General features: G+C 70.5%; 14 protein-coding genes and 1 pseudogene. 4 read left to right on the top strand and 11 right to left on the bottom strand.

The window, feature by feature from the left end:
* Positions 1-48 precede the first annotated feature (48 nt).
* Positions 49-1455, bottom strand: a complete 1407-nt coding sequence (locus ACFC96_RS34160) for a diaminobutyrate--2-oxoglutarate transaminase family protein (protein ID WP_376250744.1) — start codon at positions 1453-1455, stop codon at positions 49-51.
* A 383-nt stretch (positions 1456-1838) separates the two neighbouring features.
* On the opposite strand from ACFC96_RS34160, the gene ACFC96_RS34165 reads away from it, so the two are divergent.
* Positions 1839-3065: a trypsin-like serine peptidase gene (locus ACFC96_RS34165; RefSeq protein ID WP_376615810.1), complete on the top strand. Its 1227-nt coding sequence runs from the start codon at positions 1839-1841 to the stop codon at positions 3063-3065.
* A 183-nt stretch (positions 3066-3248) separates the two neighbouring features.
* A complete protein-coding gene (locus tag ACFC96_RS34170; RefSeq protein ID WP_376615812.1) occupies positions 3249-4451 on the top strand; it encodes a trypsin-like serine peptidase in 1203 nt (400 codons plus the stop codon).
* Positions 4452-4541: 90 nt separating this feature from the next.
* Here ACFC96_RS34170 and hflX read toward each other — a convergent pair whose 3' ends face one another.
* The 6 genes from hflX to miaA form a co-directional block, all read right to left on the bottom strand.
* Positions 4542-6038 carry a GTPase HflX gene (gene hflX / locus ACFC96_RS34175; RefSeq protein ID WP_376250738.1) on the bottom strand — a complete coding sequence of 499 codons (1497 nt, stop codon included), beginning with the start codon at positions 6036-6038 and terminating at the stop codon, positions 4542-4544.
* 224 nt (positions 6039-6262) lie between these two features.
* Complete coding sequence (locus tag ACFC96_RS34180; protein WP_376615814.1) at positions 6263-7750, bottom strand: M1 family metallopeptidase; 1488 nt, start codon at positions 7748-7750, stop codon at positions 6263-6265.
* A 67-nt stretch (positions 7751-7817) separates the two neighbouring features.
* Positions 7818-9947, bottom strand: coding sequence for a RelA/SpoT family protein (locus tag ACFC96_RS34185; RefSeq protein WP_376615816.1), 2130 nt, complete (start codon positions 9945-9947; stop codon positions 7818-7820).
* Positions 9948-10084: 137 nt separating this feature from the next.
* Complete coding sequence (dapF, locus tag ACFC96_RS34190) at positions 10085-10963, bottom strand: diaminopimelate epimerase (RefSeq protein ID WP_376615818.1); 879 nt, start codon at positions 10961-10963, stop codon at positions 10085-10087.
* A 71-nt stretch (positions 10964-11034) separates the two neighbouring features.
* Positions 11035-11502 (bottom strand): hypothetical protein, encoded by a 468-nt coding sequence (locus ACFC96_RS34195; protein ID WP_376252040.1) that lies wholly within the window; start codon positions 11500-11502, stop codon positions 11035-11037.
* Positions 11503-11609: 107 nt separating this feature from the next.
* Positions 11610-12548: a tRNA (adenosine(37)-N6)-dimethylallyltransferase MiaA gene (gene miaA / locus ACFC96_RS34200; RefSeq protein ID WP_376615820.1), complete on the bottom strand. Its 939-nt coding sequence runs from the start codon at positions 12546-12548 to the stop codon at positions 11610-11612.
* A gap of 260 nt (positions 12549-12808) precedes the next feature.
* Between miaA and ACFC96_RS34205 the strand changes: the two genes are divergently transcribed.
* Positions 12809-13027: a gliding motility protein gene (locus tag ACFC96_RS34205; protein WP_376615822.1), complete on the top strand. Its 219-nt coding sequence runs from the start codon at positions 12809-12811 to the stop codon at positions 13025-13027.
* 22 nt (positions 13028-13049) lie between these two features.
* The gene (locus ACFC96_RS34210; RefSeq protein WP_376250726.1) at positions 13050-13301 is read left to right on the top strand and encodes an antitoxin; all 252 of its coding nucleotides are present in this window, start codon (positions 13050-13052) and stop codon (positions 13299-13301) included.
* A gap of 78 nt (positions 13302-13379) precedes the next feature.
* Here the strand turns inward: ACFC96_RS34210 and ACFC96_RS34215 are convergent, their stop codons facing one another.
* The 4 genes and pseudogenes from ACFC96_RS34215 to ACFC96_RS34230 all read right to left on the bottom strand — a co-directional run.
* Positions 13380-14090, bottom strand: coding sequence for a class III extradiol dioxygenase subunit B-like domain-containing protein (locus tag ACFC96_RS34215; RefSeq protein ID WP_376615824.1), 711 nt, complete (start codon positions 14088-14090; stop codon positions 13380-13382).
* A 47-nt stretch (positions 14091-14137) separates the two neighbouring features.
* Entirely contained in the window at positions 14138-15658 is a 1521-nt protein-coding gene (gene miaB / locus ACFC96_RS34220) for a tRNA (N6-isopentenyl adenosine(37)-C2)-methylthiotransferase MiaB (protein WP_376615826.1), read from the bottom strand.
* Positions 15659-15716: 58 nt separating this feature from the next.
* Complete coding sequence (locus ACFC96_RS34225; RefSeq protein WP_376250720.1) at positions 15717-16766, bottom strand: 2-oxoacid:ferredoxin oxidoreductase subunit beta; 1050 nt, start codon at positions 16764-16766, stop codon at positions 15717-15719.
* Positions 16759-17508, bottom strand: a pseudogene (locus ACFC96_RS34230) (2-oxoglutarate ferredoxin oxidoreductase subunit alpha); the annotation flags it as partial. The pseudogene ACFC96_RS34230 and the gene ACFC96_RS34225, both read right to left, overlap by 8 nt.

A 17508-nucleotide genomic window follows, 5' to 3' on the forward strand; every position in this document is an offset into this window, starting at 1 on the left:
CTGGCCCGGTGGGTGTGGGGCTTCAGGACAGGGCCGGTCCCGGCTGGGCTATCCGCGACAGGTGCGGGCCGCCTCGGCCAAGGCGTCGGCGAGACGCTCCATGACGGCGGCAGCCTGTTCATCGGTGATCGTGAGGGGCGGCAGAAGGCGTACGACGCTGGAGTGGCGGCCGCCGAGCTCGACGATGAGTCCACGCCGGAGGCATTCACGCTGCACGGACGCGGCGAGTTCGGGCGCGGGAGGATATGGGCTCCCGTCGGGTGCGGCCGGTCGGTCCGGGTCCTGGGCGGCGCCTGCGTCGACCAGTTCGACGCCGATCATCAGGCCGCGACCCCGCACGTCCCCGATGCAGGGGTGTTCGGCGGCGAGGCCCTGGAGCTGGCCCACCAGGCGGGCGCCCAGAAGGGCGGCGCGTTCGGCGAGGCGGTTCTCCCGGACGTAGGCGAGGGTCGCGGCGCCGGCGGCCATGGCGAGTTGGTTCCCACGGAACGTGCCGGCATGGGCCCCGGGTTGCCACACGTCGAGGTCGTCCCGGTAGACGACGACGGCCAGAGGAAGGCTGCCGCCGATCGCCTTGGACAGGACCATGACGTCGGGCACCACACCACTGTGTTCGACGGCCCAGAAGGCACCGGTCCTGCCGACGCCGGTCTGGACCTCGTCGGCGATCAGAGGGATGGAGCGTGCCGCGGTGAGTTCCCGCATCCGGCGCATCCACGTGTCGGGGGCGGGAATCACCCCGCCCTCTCCCTGGACGGGTTCGAGGATCATGCCGGCGGGGTGCGGCACCCCCGACTTCGGGTCGTCGATGAGGGATTCGGTCCAGCGCGCGGAGAGTTCGGCGCCGCGCTCACCGCCGACGCCGAAGGGACAGCGGTAGTCCTGCGGAAAGGGCAGCCGCGCGACCCTGACGTCCTGCGCCCCGCCGGATGCTTCGAGTGCCCCCGCGGTCATGCCGTGATAGGCGCCGGTGAAGGCGAGCACTCCGCTGCGGCCGGTGGCCGTGCGGACGAGTTTCAGGGCGGCCTCCACCGCGTCGGTGCCGGCCGGTCCGCAGAACTGGATCCGTGCCCGCTCGGCGAGCCCGGCGGGCAGCGTCCGGAAGAGTTCCGTGGTGAAGGCGTCCTTCACAGGGGTGGCCAGATCGAGCACATGCAGGGGGGCACCGGAGTCGAGTACGCGCTTGATCGCTTCGAGGACGACAGGGTGATTGTGGCCGAGGGCCAGGGTGCCCGCGCCGGAGAGGCAGTCGAGGTACCGGCGTCCGTCGGCGCCCTCGATCGTCAGGCCGCGCGCCCGCACGGGCACGATCGGCAGGGCGCGCGCGTAGGTGCGGGCCGCCGACTCCCGCGCGGACTGCCGCCGCAGGATTCCCTCTTGGGCAGTGCCCTCACGGGCGGCGCCCCCCTCATGTCCCGCGGACACCTCCGCGGGCGCAGGCTCGGTGACGGCCACGACTGTTGGTCCTCCCCCTGGATCCCGCTGGATCCGGTCGAATTCTCGGTGTGCGGGGATCAGTTGACGCACGGACGTCCGGGGCGGCACCCCGAGGACCGAGCGACGACGGCGAATCCCCCGTACGTACCAACGACGGTGACTGCGCGGGATCACGGGTCGGCGGAAAATCCTTGTCTCTTGGAAGATCCACGCCGTGACGGAACCGTTGCCGTTCCGTGGGTAGTCGCCCACAGCGCGCGCATAGGGTGGGTTGCCGTTCGACGGAGGGCGGAGGGTTCGGTCGCGGGCGAGGCACACCACGTGCCGAGCGTGGCGCGACGGGTTCACGACCGCCGACGGCCGGCACTGCACCGTTCTCGAAGCCCAGGGGGATTCACGACATGCGACCCATACGTCCGCTCTCGACCGTTCAGCGAGGGAGGAGCGCGCGCCGCAGAACCTCCCCCGTGGCGGCCGCTCTCGCCCTCGGAGCGGCGCTCGCGCTCACCGCCACGGCGTGCGGTCCCGGCGACGACGACGCGGACTCGAAGCCGACCGCGTCCGCGGCCCAGGGCGGCAGCGACAAGCTCCAGATCCCGGACGACATCAAGGACCGGCTCAAGGAGCACGGTATCGATCTGGACAAGTGGAAGAACGGCGAGTGGAAGAACTGGGACAAGGACAAGTGGCTGCGTGAGGCGCAGGACTACGTCAACCCCATCATCGACGGTCTGTGGGATCGGGACCGGATGCGTGACGCCGACAAGAACCCGGACAACGAGGTCGACGACAACGACATCTCGGGCGACCAGGGCGTGACGGACCCGACGCCGCAGCCGGTGAAGGCCGCTGCCGTCGGCACGCCGTACCACGACAGCGCGCCGTACGCCGGAAAGCTCTTCTTCGACAGCCCCGAGGGCTCGATGGTCTGCTCGGCGACGGTCGTCACGGACCCCGCGCACCCGGGCAAGTCGAACATGGTGTGGACCGCGGGCCACTGCGTGCACGCCGGCAAGAAGGGCGGCTGGTACCGCAACATCGCCTTCGTGCCCTCGTACAACGACGCGGGCCTGTCGGACGAGCAGCTCAAGACCGCCACCAAGGAAGAGGTCGCTCCGTACGGCGTCTGGTGGGGCGCGTGGGCGCAGACGTCCGACCAGTGGATCGAGCAGGGAGGTCCGACGGGTGGCCAGGGCGCACCGTACGACTTCGCGGTCATCCAGGTCACGCCGGAGAAGGGCAGCGAGGGCAAGTCGCTCGAGGAGGCGGTCGGTTCGGCCGTGCCGGTCGACTTCAACGCGCCCGCGGTGCCGAAGATCGCGACGATGACGGCGAAGGGTTACCCGGCCGCGCCGCCGTACGACGGCCAGACGCTCTACCAGTGCGCCGACAAGCCGGGCCGGCTCTCGCTCGCTAAGGCCGAGCCGACGATGTACCGCATCGGCTGCACCATGACCGGCGGTTCGTCCGGTGGCGGCTGGATCGCGCAGGGCTCGAGCGGCAAGCCGTCGCTGGTCTCGAACACGTCGATCGGCCCGGTGACGGCCGGTTGGCTCGCGGGTCCGCGCCTCGGCAAGGAGGCCAAGGGGATCTACGACGCGGTCAGCAAGAAGTACGCCGACCAGTAGCGCGGACAATGCGGTTGAGCAGGAAACGGGCGGCGGCGGGGTGACGAAACCTTCACCACCCCGCCGCTGTTCGTCCTCAACTCCACAGGCATAGTGGGGTGCTGCGTCCGAGATCTCCGCACGGAGCTCATATCGGACCTGACAAGCTCATGACACATTCGCTTCATCGGGGGTAACAGCACCATGCGTTCCATACGTCCGTCATCCAGGCGGAGCCGGGGCCGTCGCAACGTCCTCGCCGCTGCGGGGCTCGCCGCGGCCCTGGCGCTCACCGCCACGGCTTGCGGTCCGAGCGACGACAAGGCGAGTGACAAGTCGGGGGCCACGGCCGCGCAGGGAGCCGACAAGGGATCCGGCGGCCGGCTGCCCGGGGGCATCGCCGACCAGCTCAAGAAGCACGGCATCGACCCGGACAAGTGGCAGAACGGCGCCTGGAAGAACTGGGACAAGGACGAGTGGCTGCGCGAGGCCAAGGACTTCGTCAACCCGGTCATCAAGGACCACTGGAAGCCCGAGCGGATGAAGTCCGCCAAGGACCCGGACAAGACGATCGCCGCCAAGGACGCGTCGGCCGACCAGGGCACCACGGACCCTGAGCCGCAGCCCGTCAAGGCCGTGCCCGAGAAGACCCCGTACCACGAGAACGCCGCCCCGGTCGGCAAGGTCTTCTTCGACTCGCCCGAGGGTTCGATGGTCTGCTCCGGCACCGTCGTGAAGGACCCGCGCAACCCGGGCAGGTCCAACCTCGTCTGGACCGCGGGCCACTGCGTGCACGCCGGTGCGGCGGGCGGCTGGTACCGCAACATCGCCTTCGTCCCGGCCTACAACGACCTGGGCAAGTCCGAGGCGCAGCTGCAGAACGCAGCCCCGCAGGAGATCGCCCCGTACGGCACCTTCTGGGCCGACTGGGCCTCCACCTCCAACGAGTGGATCGACACCGGCGCCGAGTCGGGTGGTGCGGGCGCTCCGTACGACTACGCGGTGCTGCACGTGAAGCCGGAGCAAGGTTCCAAGTCCCTCGAGGAGACGGTCGGCAACGCGCTGCCCGTCGACTTCTCCGAGCCCGCCGTCCAGTCGGTCAGCAGCATGGGCGCCTGGGGCTACCCGGCTGCGCCGCCGTTCAACGGCCAGCTGATGCACAAGTGCATCGACCGCCCGGGCCGTCTGTCCCTCAGCCCCGACATGCCGACGATGTACCGCATCGGCTGCACCATGACCGGCGGTTCGTCCGGTGGCGGCTGGTTCCGGATGGTCGACGGGAAGACGGAGCTGGTGTCGAACACGTCGATCGGCCCGGCCGAGAACACCTGGCTGGCCGGACCGCAGCTGGGCAAGGGAGCCCAGCAGGTCTTCGACACGATGAGCGAGAAGTACGGCAGCCGGTAGCCGCCGGCTTCACCGAACGAACGAGGGCCCGCCCCAAGGAAGTTGGGGGCGGGCCCTCGCCGTGGGCACAAGACGGCCGCTGCCGGAGCGTCAGCTCGCGGCCGCCGCCAGCCGGTACGGCGCGAACTCGGCGGCGAGTTCCTCGTGCACCCGCGCGTTGAGCAGGGTGCCGTCCGCGGTGTGTTCCTCGGAGATCACCTCGCCGTCGGCGTGGGCCCGCGCGACCAGCTGGCCGTGCGTGTACGGCACGAGCGCCTCGATCTCGACCTCGGGACGCGGCAGCTCGTCGTCGATGATCGCGAGCAGCTTGTCGATGCCGAGCCCGGTGCGGGCCGACACCGCGATCGCGCGCTTCTCGACGCGCAGCAGCTGCTGGAGGACGAGCGGGTCGGCCGCGTCCGCCTTGTTGATCACCACGATCTCGGGCACCTTCGTGGCGCCCACGTCCCGGATGACCTCGCGCACGGCGGCCAGCTGCTCCTCCGGCGCCGGGTGCGATCCGTCCACGACGTGCAGGATCAGGTCGGAGTCACCGACCTCCTCCATCGTGGAGCGGAACGCCTCGACGAGGTGGTGCGGCAGGTGCCGCACGAAACCGACCGTGTCGGCCAGTGTGTAGAGGCGGCCGCTGGGGGTCTCGGCCCTGCGGACGGTCGGGTCGAGGGTGGCGAACAGGGCGTTCTCCACCAGGACACCGGCGCCCGTCAGGCGGTTGAGCAGGGACGACTTGCCCGCGTTGGTGTATCCGGCGATGGCCACCGAAGGCACCTTGTTGCGGCGCCGCTCCTGGCGCTTGATCTCGCGGCCCGTCTTCATGTCCGCGATTTCCCGGCGCATCTTCGCCATCTTCTCGCGGATCCGTCGCCGGTCCGTCTCGATCTTGGTCTCACCGGGGCCACGGGTGGCCATGCCGCCACCGCCGCCGCCACCCATCTGCCGGGAGAGCGACTGACCCCAGCCGCGCAGCCGCGGCAGCATGTACTGCATCTGCGCGAGGGCTACCTGCGCCTTGCCCTCTCGGGACTTGGCGTGCTGGGCGAAGATGTCGAGGATCAGGGCGGTCCTGTCGACCACCTTGACCTTGACGACGTCTTCGAGGTGGATGAGCTGGCCGGGGCTGAGCTCACCGTCGCACACGACGGTGTCGGCTCCGGTCTCGAGGACGATGTCGCGCAGCTCCAGGGCCTTGCCCGAGCCGATGTACGTCGCCGCGTCGGGCTTGTCCCGGCGCTGGATCACGCCGTCGAGCACCAGGGCTCCGGCGGTCTCGGCGAGAGCGGCCAGCTCCGCGAGGGAGTTCTCCGCGTCATTGACGGTTCCCGAGGTCCACACACCGACGAGCACGACCCGCTCCAGGCGGAGCTGTCGGTACTCGACCTCGGTGACGTCCTCGAGCTCGGTGGAGAGACCCGCGACACGGCGCAGGGCCGCGCGCTCGGAACGGTCGAACTGGTCGCCGTCCCGCTCTCCGTCGATCTCGTGGCTCCAGGCGACGTCCTCTTCCATCAGGGCATCGGCCCGAAGACCTTCGGGGTTGTTCTGCGCGAGGCTCTGCGCGTCCTGGGAAGGGGAAGAAGAGGAGGTCATTGGATCCTTACGTCGAGGTGTTCGGAATGTGTGGCGGTCCGCGCATGACAGCGTGGTCCTTCGACTGGCACAACGTCCCGGGCCGTCCGTAGATTCCCGGGCCGGCCGCGCCGCCGACCTGAAGATGGTCGCACGGCACGGCCCGTCTCGTCACCCGACTTATTGCCCGCCGGCGCGGGGCCCGAAGCATGTCCTGCCTGGGTTGTTCGCCGCCGTTCGACGGCCTATCCCTTGACCGGCTTCGCCTTCTGCACCGGCTGCACCGGCGCCGACTTCCAGTCCGGGTGCCCCGGCATCGGCGGCGTCTTCTTGCCGTACAGCCAGGCCCGGAAGAAGCTCCGGAGATCGCGGCCGGAGGTCTGCGAGGCGAGGCTGATGTAGTCCGCCGTGCTCGCCGTCCCGTCACGGTGCGTGCGCACCCAGTCGCGCTCCAGCCGCTCGAAGGCCGGAGTGCCGATCTCCTGGCGCAGCGCGTAGAGCACGAGGGAGCTGCCGTCGTAGACCACGGGCCGGAAGATGCTGATCTTCTGTCCCGGCATCGGGCCCTTGGGCGCGGCCGGCGGGCCGCCCGCGGCGCGCCAGCCGTCCGAGGCGCGGTAGGCCTCGCGCATGCGCTTGGCCATGGACTGGTGACCCTTCTCCTGGGCGTAGAGGGCTTCGTACCAGCTGGCGTGGCCCTCGTTCAGCCACAGGTCGGACCAGGTGCGCGGGCTGACGCTGTCGCCGAACCACTGGTGCGCCATCTCATGGACCATGATCGAGTCGATGTACCAGGCGGGGTACGCGGGCTCCGTGAAGATGTCCTTCTCGAAGAGGGAGAGCGTCTGGGTCTCCAGCTCGAAGCCGGTGCGGGCCTGGGCGATCAGGAGGCCGTAGTTCTCGAAGGGGTAGCGGCCGACCTTCCCTTCCATCCAGGCGAGCTGGGCGGGCGTCTTCTTGAGCCACGGCTCGAGGACCTTGCGGTCCTCGGCGGGCACCACGTCACGGACGGGCAGCCCGTGCGGCCCTTCTCGGTGCAGCACCGTGGAGCGGCCGATCGAGACCTGCGCCAGCTCGGTGGCCATGGGGTGGAAGGTGCGGTACGACCAGCTGGTGTCCGCTCCGTGGCGCATCTTCAGGAAGGGCACCCCGTTGGCGACGACCGTGAGCGCCTTGGGGGCGGTGACCCGGAATGTGAACAGGGCCTTGTCCGAAGGGTGGTCGTTGCTCGGGAACACACGGTGCCCGGCGTCGGCCTGATTGGCCATGACGAGACCGTCCTTGGTCTGCACCCAGCCGCCCTCCCCCTTGCCGGGTACCGGGTTGCTGGTGTGCCGCACGGTGATCTCCAGCGGGGCACCCTCCGGGACGGCGGTCTCGGGCGTGACGACCAGGTCCTCGTCGCTGGTGTCGAACCGCGCGGGCCTGCCGTTGACCTCTACGGAGCGGACGGTTCCGTGCGCGAAGTCGAGATTCACCTGCTCGAGGCGGGCGGTCGCCGTGGCCTCGATCTTGGTGACGGCGTCGAGCGGCTTCTTGTTGTCGCCGTGGTACGTGAACGCGATGTCGTACGACTCCACGTCGTAACCCGGATTGCCGAGGTGCGGGAAGAGCCGGTCGCCGATGCCCAGCGGGACGGCCGGCTGCGGCGCGCTCGCGGCGAGCAGTGCGGTGGAGGCGGCCGCGGCGACGAGCGCCGCGCCCATGCGGAGGGTGCGGGGGGTGAGCAGCATGAACTACGGCTACCAGCGTGCGCGTCCGGACTCCGGCGGGACGCGCCACACCCACCCGAACGAGACCCTATGAGGTGGTCTGGGCGGGGTGCTGCGCGCGGCTGACGTCGTACACCCCGGCGATGTTGCGCATGGCGCGCATCAGACCGGGGAGCGTTGTCGCGTCGGGGAGTTGGAGCGTGTAGGTGTGGCGTACGCGGCCCTGGGTCGGCGGTTCCACGGTCGCCGAGATCACGGCGACGCTCTCCAGGGCGATGGCTTCGGTGAGATCGGCCAGCAGATGCGGTCGGCTGAACGACTCGGCGATCAGGGAGACCCGGCACTGTGTGGTGTCGCCCCAGTGCACGCCCACCTCTGCGCGTCCCACGCTCTTCATGCGCACCACTCCGTGACACTCCGCGCGGTGCACGGTCACGACACCGCCGCGTACGGCGAAGGCGGTCACCGCGTCGGGCGGCACGGGCGTGCAGCAGCCGGCGAGGCGGACCGTGGCGCCCGGCTGGTCCACGACGGCGTTCGCCTCGGTGAGGCGGCCCGCGGGCACGCCCTGGGGCGTCCTGGGGACGGAGTCCGGAGCGCGCCTGTCGTCGGGCTCGGGCGGGGACGTGGCCGGGTGGGTCGTGAGCCAGCGCCGGATGGCGATGCGCGCGGCGGGTGTACGGGCGTGGTCGAGCCAGTCCCTGGACGGCTCCGAGGCAGGGTCCTGGCCCATGAGGAGCTGGACGGTGTCGCCGTCCCTCAGGACCGTGCTGAGCGTCGCCAGCCGGCCGTTGACCCGGGCTCCGATGCAGGCGTGCGCGTCCTCGCCGTACTGGGCGTACGCGGCGTCGACGCAGCTGGCGCCCGCGGGCAGGCCGAGGGTGCCGCCGTCGGGCCGGAAGACGGTGATCTCACGGTCCTGGGCGAGGTCTTCGCGCAGCGTCGACCAGAAGGTGTCCGCGTCCGGGGCGGCCTCCTGCCAGTCGAGGAGGCGGGAGAGCCAGCCGGGCCTGGTCGGGTCGGCACGCTCCCCCACGCTGTCCGTCTGCTCGTCCGCAGGGGGAGCGTAGGGATTGCCGAGCGCGACGACTCCGGCCTCGGCGACCTTGTGCATCTGGTGCGTGCGGATGAGGACTTCGGCGACCTCGCCGTCACCGCGCGACACGGCCGTGTGCAGCGACTGGTACAGGTTGAACTTCGGTACGGCGATGAAGTCCTTGAACTCCGAGACGACGGGCGTGAAGCACGTGTGCAGCTCGCCGAGCACCCCGTAGCAGTCGGCGTCCTCACCGACGAGTACCAGCAGGCGCCCGAAGTCCGCTCCGCGCAGCGTTCCCCGCTTGCGTCTCACCCGGTGCACGGAGACGAAGTGGCGTGGCCTGATCAGCACTTCGGCCACGATCCCGGCGTCCTTGAGGACGGCGCGGGCGTCCTCGGCGATCTCCGCGAGGGGATCGGAGCGCCGCGCGTCGTTGGCCGCGACGAGCTCGCGGGTCTCCGCGCACTCCTCGGGGTGCAGGATCGCGAAGACGAGGTCCTCGAGTTCGGTCTTGAGCGCCTGGACACCGAGGCGCTCCGCGAGCGGGATGAGGACGTCCCGGGTGACCTTGGCGATGCGCGCCTGTTTCTCGGGGCGCATCACGCCGAGGGTGCGCATGTTGTGCAGCCGGTCGGCGAGCTTGATCGACATGACCCGCACGTCGTTGCCGGTGGCGACGAGCATCTTGCGGAAGGTCTCGGGTTCGGCGGCCGCTCCGTAGTCGACCTTCTCGAGCTTGGTCACGCCGTCGACGAGATAGGCGACCTCTTCGCCGAACTCCGTCCGCACCTGATCGAGCGTCACCTCGGTGTCCTCGACGGTGTCGTGGAGGAGGGACGCGGTCAGTGTCGTCGTCTCGGCGCCCAGCTCGGCGAGGATCAGTGTCACGGCGAGCGGGTGTGTGATGTAGGGCTCGCCGCTCTTGCGCATCTGTCCCCGGTGGGAGGACTCGGCCAGCACGTATGCCCGGCGCAGCGGCTCCAGGGACGCTTCGGGGTGGTGGGCGCGGTGGGCCTCGACCACGTGGCCGATCGCGTCGGGCAGCCGGTTGCCCGCGGTGGGGCCGAGGAGCGCGGCCCAGCCGATGCGGCGCAGGTCGATCCGGGGGCGGCCGCGCCGACGGTGCGCGCCCGGTGTGATCGGGCCCGGCGTAGCGGGGTTGGTCGCCTCCGCACTCATGAGCACCTCCGGCTGCGTCGACCGGCGGCGGTCTGCGGGGTTCCCGCCCGGGCCGGTGCTTGATGCTACCGAGCCCATCACGTGGAGCAGTCCCCCTCTCGCCCAGCGTGAAACGGATCACCCATTCGAGCGAACGTTCAGGGGTTTACGGTTTCGAGACCCGCCAGCCAGTCCGTGTGGATCTCTCCCTCGGCGACGATCACCGCGGGTCCGGTCATCTCGATCTCCCCGTCGGCCCGCTCCGTGATCACGAGCCGTCCGCCGGGCAGGTCCACGGTGTACGTCACCGGCGATCCGGTGACCGCCGGGTCCAGGCCGTCCCTGCGGGCCGCCGCGACGGCCACGGCGCACGCGCCCGTGCCGCACGAGCGGGTCTCGCCCACGCCGCGCTCGTGGACCCTCATGGCGACGTGGCGGGGGCCGCGGTCGACGACGAATTCGACGTTCACCCCGTCCGGGTAGGCCGTGGCCGGGGTGAACGGCGGGGCGGTGAAGAGGTTGCCGGCCTGGGCGAGGTCGTCCACGAAGGCGACGGCGTGGGGGTTCCCCATGTTCACGTTGCGCGCGGGCCAACTGTGGTCGGCGACACTGACGGTGACGTCCCCTTCGGGGAGGAGGGCCTTGCCCATGCCGACCGTGATGTCGCCCTCCTTGTCGATGTGCACGCTCTTCACGCCTCCGCGCGTGGCCACTGCGAGGTCGCCCTCGCCGACATGACCGGCGCGCCGGAGGTACTGGGCGAACACCCGCACGCCGTTGCCGCACATCTCGGCGATCGAGCCGTCGCCGTTGCGGTAGTCCATGAACCACTCGGCCTCGGAAGCCAGGTGCCGCGCGTCGGGGTGGGCGGCGGAGCGCACCACGTGCAGCAGGCCGTCGCCGCCGATTCCGGCGCGGCGGTCGCACAGGGCTGCGACGGCCGCCGGGGACAGTTCCAGGGCGTTCTCCGGGTCGGGGACGATCACGAAGTCGTTCTCGGTCCCGTGGCCCTTGAGGAAGGCGATCCGCGTGCTCATTCCTCGATCGTACGGGGTGGCACCGGCCACCCGTCGGGACGGCCCGGCAGGTGGACGGCCCGGTACGTGGACTACCGCAGGCGGGCGACGCGCCACACGGCGAGGACGGCGACGGCGGCGACCACGACCGCGTACGCGCCGACGACCCGCCAGTCCGGGCGCCGGTCCGATCCGCGGGCCGGGAAGCCGGGCCAGGTGTAGCCGACGCGGCGCGCGGCCATCATTCCCCAGCCGGCGGCGCAGGAGCTGATCAGCAGCCCCAGCATGGCCACGACGGCCCCGCCGTCCCCGAACTCGAAGAAGAGCGGGAACGCGAACATCAGGGAGCCGATCGCGGAGAGGATCACGATGGGCGCGAGCTGCCACAGGCGCAGGCGGCGCTGCGGGCGCAGCTCCACCTCGACCTCGGCGCCCCCGGCCTGCGATGCGAGCTCCTCGGCCGTGGGGCCGTCGGCGATCACACCGTCCGGGGTCGCGTCCGGTCCGTCAGGGCTCAGCTGTTCCCCGCCGGGTGCGGTGTCACGAGGGCCGGCCTCCATCGCCACGCGCCCTCCCACTTCGGACTCCACTGGTCGATCGATGGTCGATGATGGCACGCTCCCAGGGGCCGCGATGACGGCCGGAGCGTCCCGATGCCATCACGTGATCAGGCTGTGACCGGTCGTTCGATCAACGTCATTGCCCGGGCGTGGAGTTCCCCACGTTCGGCCGCCGCGCCACTGAGCCAGTGGACGCGCGGATCACGCCGGAACCAGGAGTCCTGACGGCGCGCGAAGCGCTTGGTGGCGCGGACGGTCTCGGCGCGCGCCTCGTCCTCGGTGCACTCCCCCGCCAGCGCGGCGAGCACCTGCTGGTAGCCGAGCGCACGCGATGCCGTACGCCCTTCCCGCAGGCCACTCGCCTCCAGGGTGCGCACCTCGTCCACCAACCCGGCGTCCCACATGCGGTCGACGCGGGTCGCGATGCGCTCGTCGAGCTCGGGGCGCGCCACGTCGACGCCGATCTGGACGGTGTCGTAGACCGAGTCGTGTCCGGGCAGGTTGGCGGTGAACGGCTTGCCCGTGATCTCGATGACTTCGAGGGCGCGGACGATGCGCCGGCCGTTGCTCGGCAGGATCGCCTTGGCGGCCTCCGGGTCGGAGACGGCAAGGCGGGCGTGCAGGGCGCCGGAGCCGCGCAGGCCGAGCTCTTCCTCCAGGCGGGCGCGCACCTCGGGGTCGGTGCCCGGGAACTCCAGGTGGTCCACCGCTCCGCGGACGTAGAGGCCGGAGCCGCCGACCAGGACGGGCCAGCGTCCCTCGGCGAGCAGCCGGTCGATCTCGGCCCGGGCGAGCTTCTGGTACTCCGCGACGCTGGCCGCCTCGGTGACGTCCCAGATGTCCAGGAGGTGGTGCGGGATGCCGCCGCGCTCCTCGGGCGTCAGTTTGGCGGTGCCGATGTCCATCCCCCGGTAGAGCTGCATGGAGTCGGCGTTGACGACCTCGCCGCCGAGTTCCCTGGCGAGAAAAACGCCCAGATCGGACTTTCCGGCCGCAGTGGGTCCGACGACGGCGATGACCCGCGGGGCGGGAGCTGCACTACTCACCGCCCCAGTCTCGCAAACCTCGGGACCTGCTCCCGAACGAGCTACGTGACGCCGCAGGTCCGGGGTCGTTCCCTGTTCGAGGTTCCGAGCGCCGGTTTCGAGTGCCTCAGACCCGGGCGACGCAATCGGACGCACCGGGGCGGCGCGGGATTTCGCCCGCACGAGTAACGTATGGAGTTGAAATGGGTGTTTTTGCCAGGTTTCGCCGGAAGTCGAAAGGAACGGAAGCGGCCTCGACCGCCGAGGCGCAGGCTGCCACGGTGACGGCCGAGCCCGAGGGCTCCTCCCACGGGGCCCTCGAGACCCCCGGGGCTTCCGGCACTGCCGACGCCCCCGCCGCCGACGCCGCGGCGCCGGAGGAGTCCGCGGAGGCTGCCGACACTCCCGAGCCCGCCGCTGCGGAGCCCGTGGAGATTCCCCAGCAGCAGTCCGCGGAGCAGGCCGCCGACAGCGAGGCCGGTGACGGCGCCCGCAAGTAGTCCCGCGAGTGAAGGTGGACCCATGGGCATCATGGACACGCTGAAAGCCAAGCTCCACAAGGACAAGGCCGCGGACCTCGCGCAGCAGCACGGGGACAAGATCGACCAGGGTCTGGACAAGGCTTCGAAGACGGCCGACGAGAAGACCCAGGGCAAGTACAGCGACCAGATCCAGACAGGCACGGGCAAGGCCAAGGACGCTGTGGACCGCCTCGGGGGTCCGGGGCAGGAAAAGGGCGGGGGCGCCGCCCCGCCGCCACCTCCCGCCTCCTGAGGCGCGGTGGCAGCACACTGCGGACGGCCGCGGAGCCTCGTGCTCCGCGGCCGTCGCCGTTCAGCGGCAGCCGCCCGGCTACGACCAGTGGGCGACGAAGTAGCCCACTCCGTAGGGAGCGTCCTCGTACAGAAGGCGCCAGTTGCCGTCCTCTTCGGCAGCGGCCGTGAGGATCTGCCACGGGGAGCGGCCGGAGATCTTGAGTTCGCGGGCGAGGTCCTCGTCGAGGTTCGCGAAGAAGCCGTCGCGGTCGCCATTGCCCAGGGCCCGCGCGATCGACGCGTCGACCCCCTCGGCACGGTCGTCCAGATAGCCGGGTGCCTTGAGGCTGCGGCAGGCCGTCCCGTCACCCATGACCAGGAATCCCACGCGCTCGGCCCGTCCGGCAAGGTGGACGCCGTCCTCGCCATTGGCCGGCCAGGGCCTGTCGCCCTCCACCTCGTAGCCCGCCACGGGGCCGGTCCACCCGGCCCGGTCGAGCAGCCAGGCGCCCACCGTGAGGGACAGGGGCAGCCGGTCCGTCGGCGCCTCGGAGCCCTCGGGAGCCACGCCCAGACGGACCTCGCGGTCCACGCCGAACGGCTGGAAACCGCCGGTGGCGCCCTGCCCGTGCGTACGGGTCACCGGCCCTTCGCCGACGACCACGATCAGGTCGGGACGGGCGGCCAGGACCACGCGGACGGCCTCGTCACAGGCCGCGCGCGCGGCATCCAGCTCGGCGGCCGCTCCCGCGGCGACCTCGGGCACGAGCAGGGGCGGACAGGGGCAGACGGCGGCGGCGACAAGCATGATCGGCAGCCTACTGTGCCTCGGGTGGCCCGCAGGGAGTGGTGCCGTCAGTTGACGGCGCAGCCGCCCGTGGCCGCCGGCAGCGGGGCCGGGACGCCCACCGAGGGCAGGCCGAGCATGACGCCCTGCTTCTGGTCGGGCTCCGCGTTCCGCTTCTCCCAGGCGTCACCCGCGCGCGTGCGGCGCACTTCGAGGACGTCGCCCTCGGCGAGCAGGTGGTGCGGGGCTGCGTAGGTGATCTCGACGGTGACCACGTCACCGGGGCGCACCTCGGTGTCCGGCTTGGTGAAGTGCACCAGGCGGTTGTCGGGGGCGCGGCCGGACAGACGGTGCGTGGCACCGTCCTTGCGGCCCTCGCCCTCGGCGACCATCAGCTCCAGGGTGCGCCCGACCTGCTTCTTGTTCTCGTCCCAGGAGATCTGCTCCTGGAGTTCGACCAGGCGCATGTAGCGCTCCTGGACGACCTCCTTGGGAATCTGGCCCTCCATCGTCGCGGCCGGGGTCCCGGGCCGCTTGGAGTACTGGAACGTGAAGGCGTTCGCGAAGCGGGCCTCGCGGACCGCGTGCATCGTCTGCTCGAAGTCCTCCTCGGTCTCGCCGGGGAAGCCCACGATGATGTCCGTGGAGATGGCGGCGTGCGGGATCGCGGCGCGCACCTTCTCGATGATCCCGAGGTAGCGCTCCTGCCGGTAGGACCGGCGCATCGCCTTCAGGACGGTGTCCGAGCCGGACTGCATCGGCATGTGCAGCTGGGGCATCACGTTCGGCGTCTCGGCCATGGCGGCGATCACGTCGTCGGTGAAGTCCCGCGGGTGCGGGGACGTGAAGCGCACCCGCTCCAGGCCCTCGATCTTCCCGCAGGCGCGCAGCAGCTTGCTGAAGGCCTCGCGGTCACCGATGTCCGAGCCGTACGCGTTCACGTTCTGGCCGAGCAGCGTGATCTCGCTGACGCCCTCACCGACGAGCGCCTCGATCTCGGCGAGGATGTCGCCGGTCCTGCGGTCCTTCTCCTTGCCGCGCAGGGCGGGCACGATGCAGAAGGTGCAGGTGTTGTTGCAGCCGACGGAGATGGAGACCCAGGCCGCGTACGCGCTCTCGCGGCGGGTCGGCAGCGTGGAGGGGAAGGCCTCCAGGGACTCGGCGATCTCGACCTGCGCCTCCTCCTGGATGCGGGCGCGCTCCAGGAGGACGGGCAGCTTGCCGATGTTGTGCGTGCCGAAGACGACGTCCACCCACGGGGCCCGCTGCACGATGGTGTCGCGGTCCTTCTGCGCGAGGCAGCCGCCGACGGCGATCTGCATGCCGGGCCGCTTCGTCTTCATCGGCGCCAGGCGGCCGAGATTTCCGTACAGCTTGTTGTCCGCGTTCTCACGGACGGCGCACGTGTTGAAGACGACGACGTCGGCGTCGCCGTCGGCGCCCTCGGGCGCCCGGACGTATCCGGCGTCCTCAAGGAGGCCGGAGAGCCGCTCGGAGTCGTGGACGTTCATCTGGCACCCGTAGGTGCGCACCTCGTACGTCTTGAATTCTTGAACGTCCACTGCCTGGCTCCGGTCGCTGCTGGTCATGCACTCCAGGGTAGGCGGTGCCGGGAGCCCCTCTGCTCCTGCCTTCGGACCCCGGGACTCATCCCACGACGGTCCAGGTGTCACCCCCGGCCAGCAGCTCGCTCAGCTCGCCCTTTCCGTTCTGTTCGATGGCTTCGTCGAGCTGGTCGGACATCTGGACGTCGTAGACGGGTCGCTCGGTGGAGCGGAAGACGCCGATGGGGGTGTGGTGCAGGGTGTGGGGGTCGGCCAGGCGGGACAGGGCGAATGCCGTCGTGGGGGAGGCCGCGTGGGCGTCGTGGACGAGGATCTGTGACTGGTTGTCCTCGGTCACGTCGACGACCTCCAGGTCACCGGTCGCCGGATCGCGCACGACGCCCTTGGCGAGGCCGGTGCCGAATCGGATCGGCTGCCCGTGTTCGAGGCGGATGACGGCCTCCTCGGCCTGCTGCCTGTCCTTGAGGACCTCGAAGGCGCCGTCGTTGAAGATGTTGCAGTTCTGGTAGATCTCCACCAGCGCGGTGCCGGGGTGGGCGGCCGCCCGGCGCAGGACGTCGGTGAGGTGTTTGCGGTCGGAGTCGACGGTGCGCGCGACGAAGGACGCCTCGGCGCCGAGGGCGAGGGACACCGGGTTGAACGGGGCGTCGAGGGAGCCCATCGGCGTCGATTTGGTGATCTTGCCGACCTCGGAGGTGGGTGAGTACTGGCCCTTGGTCAGCCCGTAGATCCGGTTGTTGAAGAGCAGGATCTTCAGGTTCACGTTGCGGCGCAGGGCGTGGATGAGGTGGTTGCCGCCGATGGACAGCGCGTCGCCGTCTCCGGTGACCACCCACACGCTCAGGTCACGCCGGCTGGAGGCGAGTCCGGTCGCGATGGCCGGGGCGCGGCCGTGGATGGAGTGCATCCCGTAGGTGTTCATGTAGTACGGGAAACGCGACGAGCAGCCGATGCCCGAGACGAAGACGATGTTCTCCCTCGCCAGCCCCAGCTCCGGCATGAAGCCCTGCACCGCGGCCAGGATCGCGTAGTCCCCGCACCCCGGGCACCAGCGCACCTCCTGATCCGACTTGAAGTCCTTTGCCTTCAGGGCGACGTCGCTCCTGGGCACGAGGCTGAGCATCTCAGCCATGGATGGCCTCCTTGAGAGCCGTGGCGAGCTGCTCAGCCTTGAACGGCATGCCGTTGACCTGGTTGTAAGAGTGGGCGTCCACCAGGAACTTGGCGCGCAGCAGCTTCGAAAGCTGGCCGAGGTTCATCTCCGGCACGACGACACGTTCATAGCGCGCCAGTACGTCGCCGAGGTTCTTCGGGAACGGGTTGAGGTGGCGCAGATGGGCCTGCGCGATGACTTCACCCGCTGCACGCAGCCGGCGTACCGCCGCCGTGATCGGCCCGTACGTCGAACCCCAGCCCAGCACCAGGGTGTTGGCCTCGCCCGAGGGGTCATCGACCTCGATGTCCGGGACCTCGATGCCGTCGATCTTGGCCTGGCGGGTGCGGACCATGAACTCGTGGTTGGCCGGATCGTAGGAGATGTTGCCCGTGCCGTCCTGCTTCTCGATCCCGCCGATACGGTGCTCAAGCCCCGGCGTGCCCGGAATCGCCCACGGACGCGCCAGCGTCTGCGGATCCCGCTTGTAGGGCCAGAACACCTCGGTGCCGTCAGCCTCGGTGTGATTGGGCCCCGACGCGAACTGAGTCCGCAGATCAGGGAGTTGATCGATCTCCGGGATGCGCCACGGCTCCGACCCGTTCGCCAGATAACCGTCCGAGAGAAGGAAGACCGGGGTGCGGTACGTGACCGCGATGCGGGCCGCCTCGATCGCCGCGTCGAAACAGTCGGCGGGCGTGCGCGGCGCGATCACCGGGAC

The sequence above is a fragment of the Streptomyces sp. NPDC055955 genome, from assembly GCF_042270245.1.
Classification (GTDB): Bacteria; Actinomycetota; Actinomycetes; order Streptomycetales; family Streptomycetaceae; genus Streptomyces.

Coding starts and splice junctions, on each gene's coding strand:
- dapF (WP_376615818.1), bottom strand. CDS start 10,963: ATGAGCACGCGGATCGCCTTCCTCAAGGGCCACGGGACCGAGAACGAC.
- ACFC96_RS34195 (WP_376252040.1), bottom strand. CDS start 11,502: ATGGAGGCCGGCCCTCGTGACACCGCACCCGGCGGGGAACAGCTGAGC.
- ACFC96_RS34210 (WP_376250726.1), top strand. CDS start 13,050: ATGGGCATCATGGACACGCTGAAAGCCAAGCTCCACAAGGACAAGGCC.
- ACFC96_RS34170 (WP_376615812.1), top strand. CDS start 3,249: ATGCGTTCCATACGTCCGTCATCCAGGCGGAGCCGGGGCCGTCGCAAC.
- ACFC96_RS34180 (WP_376615814.1), bottom strand. CDS start 7,750: ATGCTGCTCACCCCCCGCACCCTCCGCATGGGCGCGGCGCTCGTCGCC.
- miaB (WP_376615826.1), bottom strand. CDS start 15,658: ATGACCAGCAGCGACCGGAGCCAGGCAGTGGACGTTCAAGAATTCAAG.
- ACFC96_RS34225 (WP_376250720.1), bottom strand. CDS start 16,766: ATGGCTGAGATGCTCAGCCTCGTGCCCAGGAGCGACGTCGCCCTGAAG.
- hflX (WP_376250738.1), bottom strand. CDS start 6,038: ATGACCTCCTCTTCTTCCCCTTCCCAGGACGCGCAGAGCCTCGCGCAG.
- ACFC96_RS34215 (WP_376615824.1), bottom strand. CDS start 14,090: ATGCTTGTCGCCGCCGCCGTCTGCCCCTGTCCGCCCCTGCTCGTGCCC.
- ACFC96_RS34185 (WP_376615816.1), bottom strand. CDS start 9,947: ATGAGTGCGGAGGCGACCAACCCCGCTACGCCGGGCCCGATCACACCG.
- ACFC96_RS34165 (WP_376615810.1), top strand. CDS start 1,839: ATGCGACCCATACGTCCGCTCTCGACCGTTCAGCGAGGGAGGAGCGCG.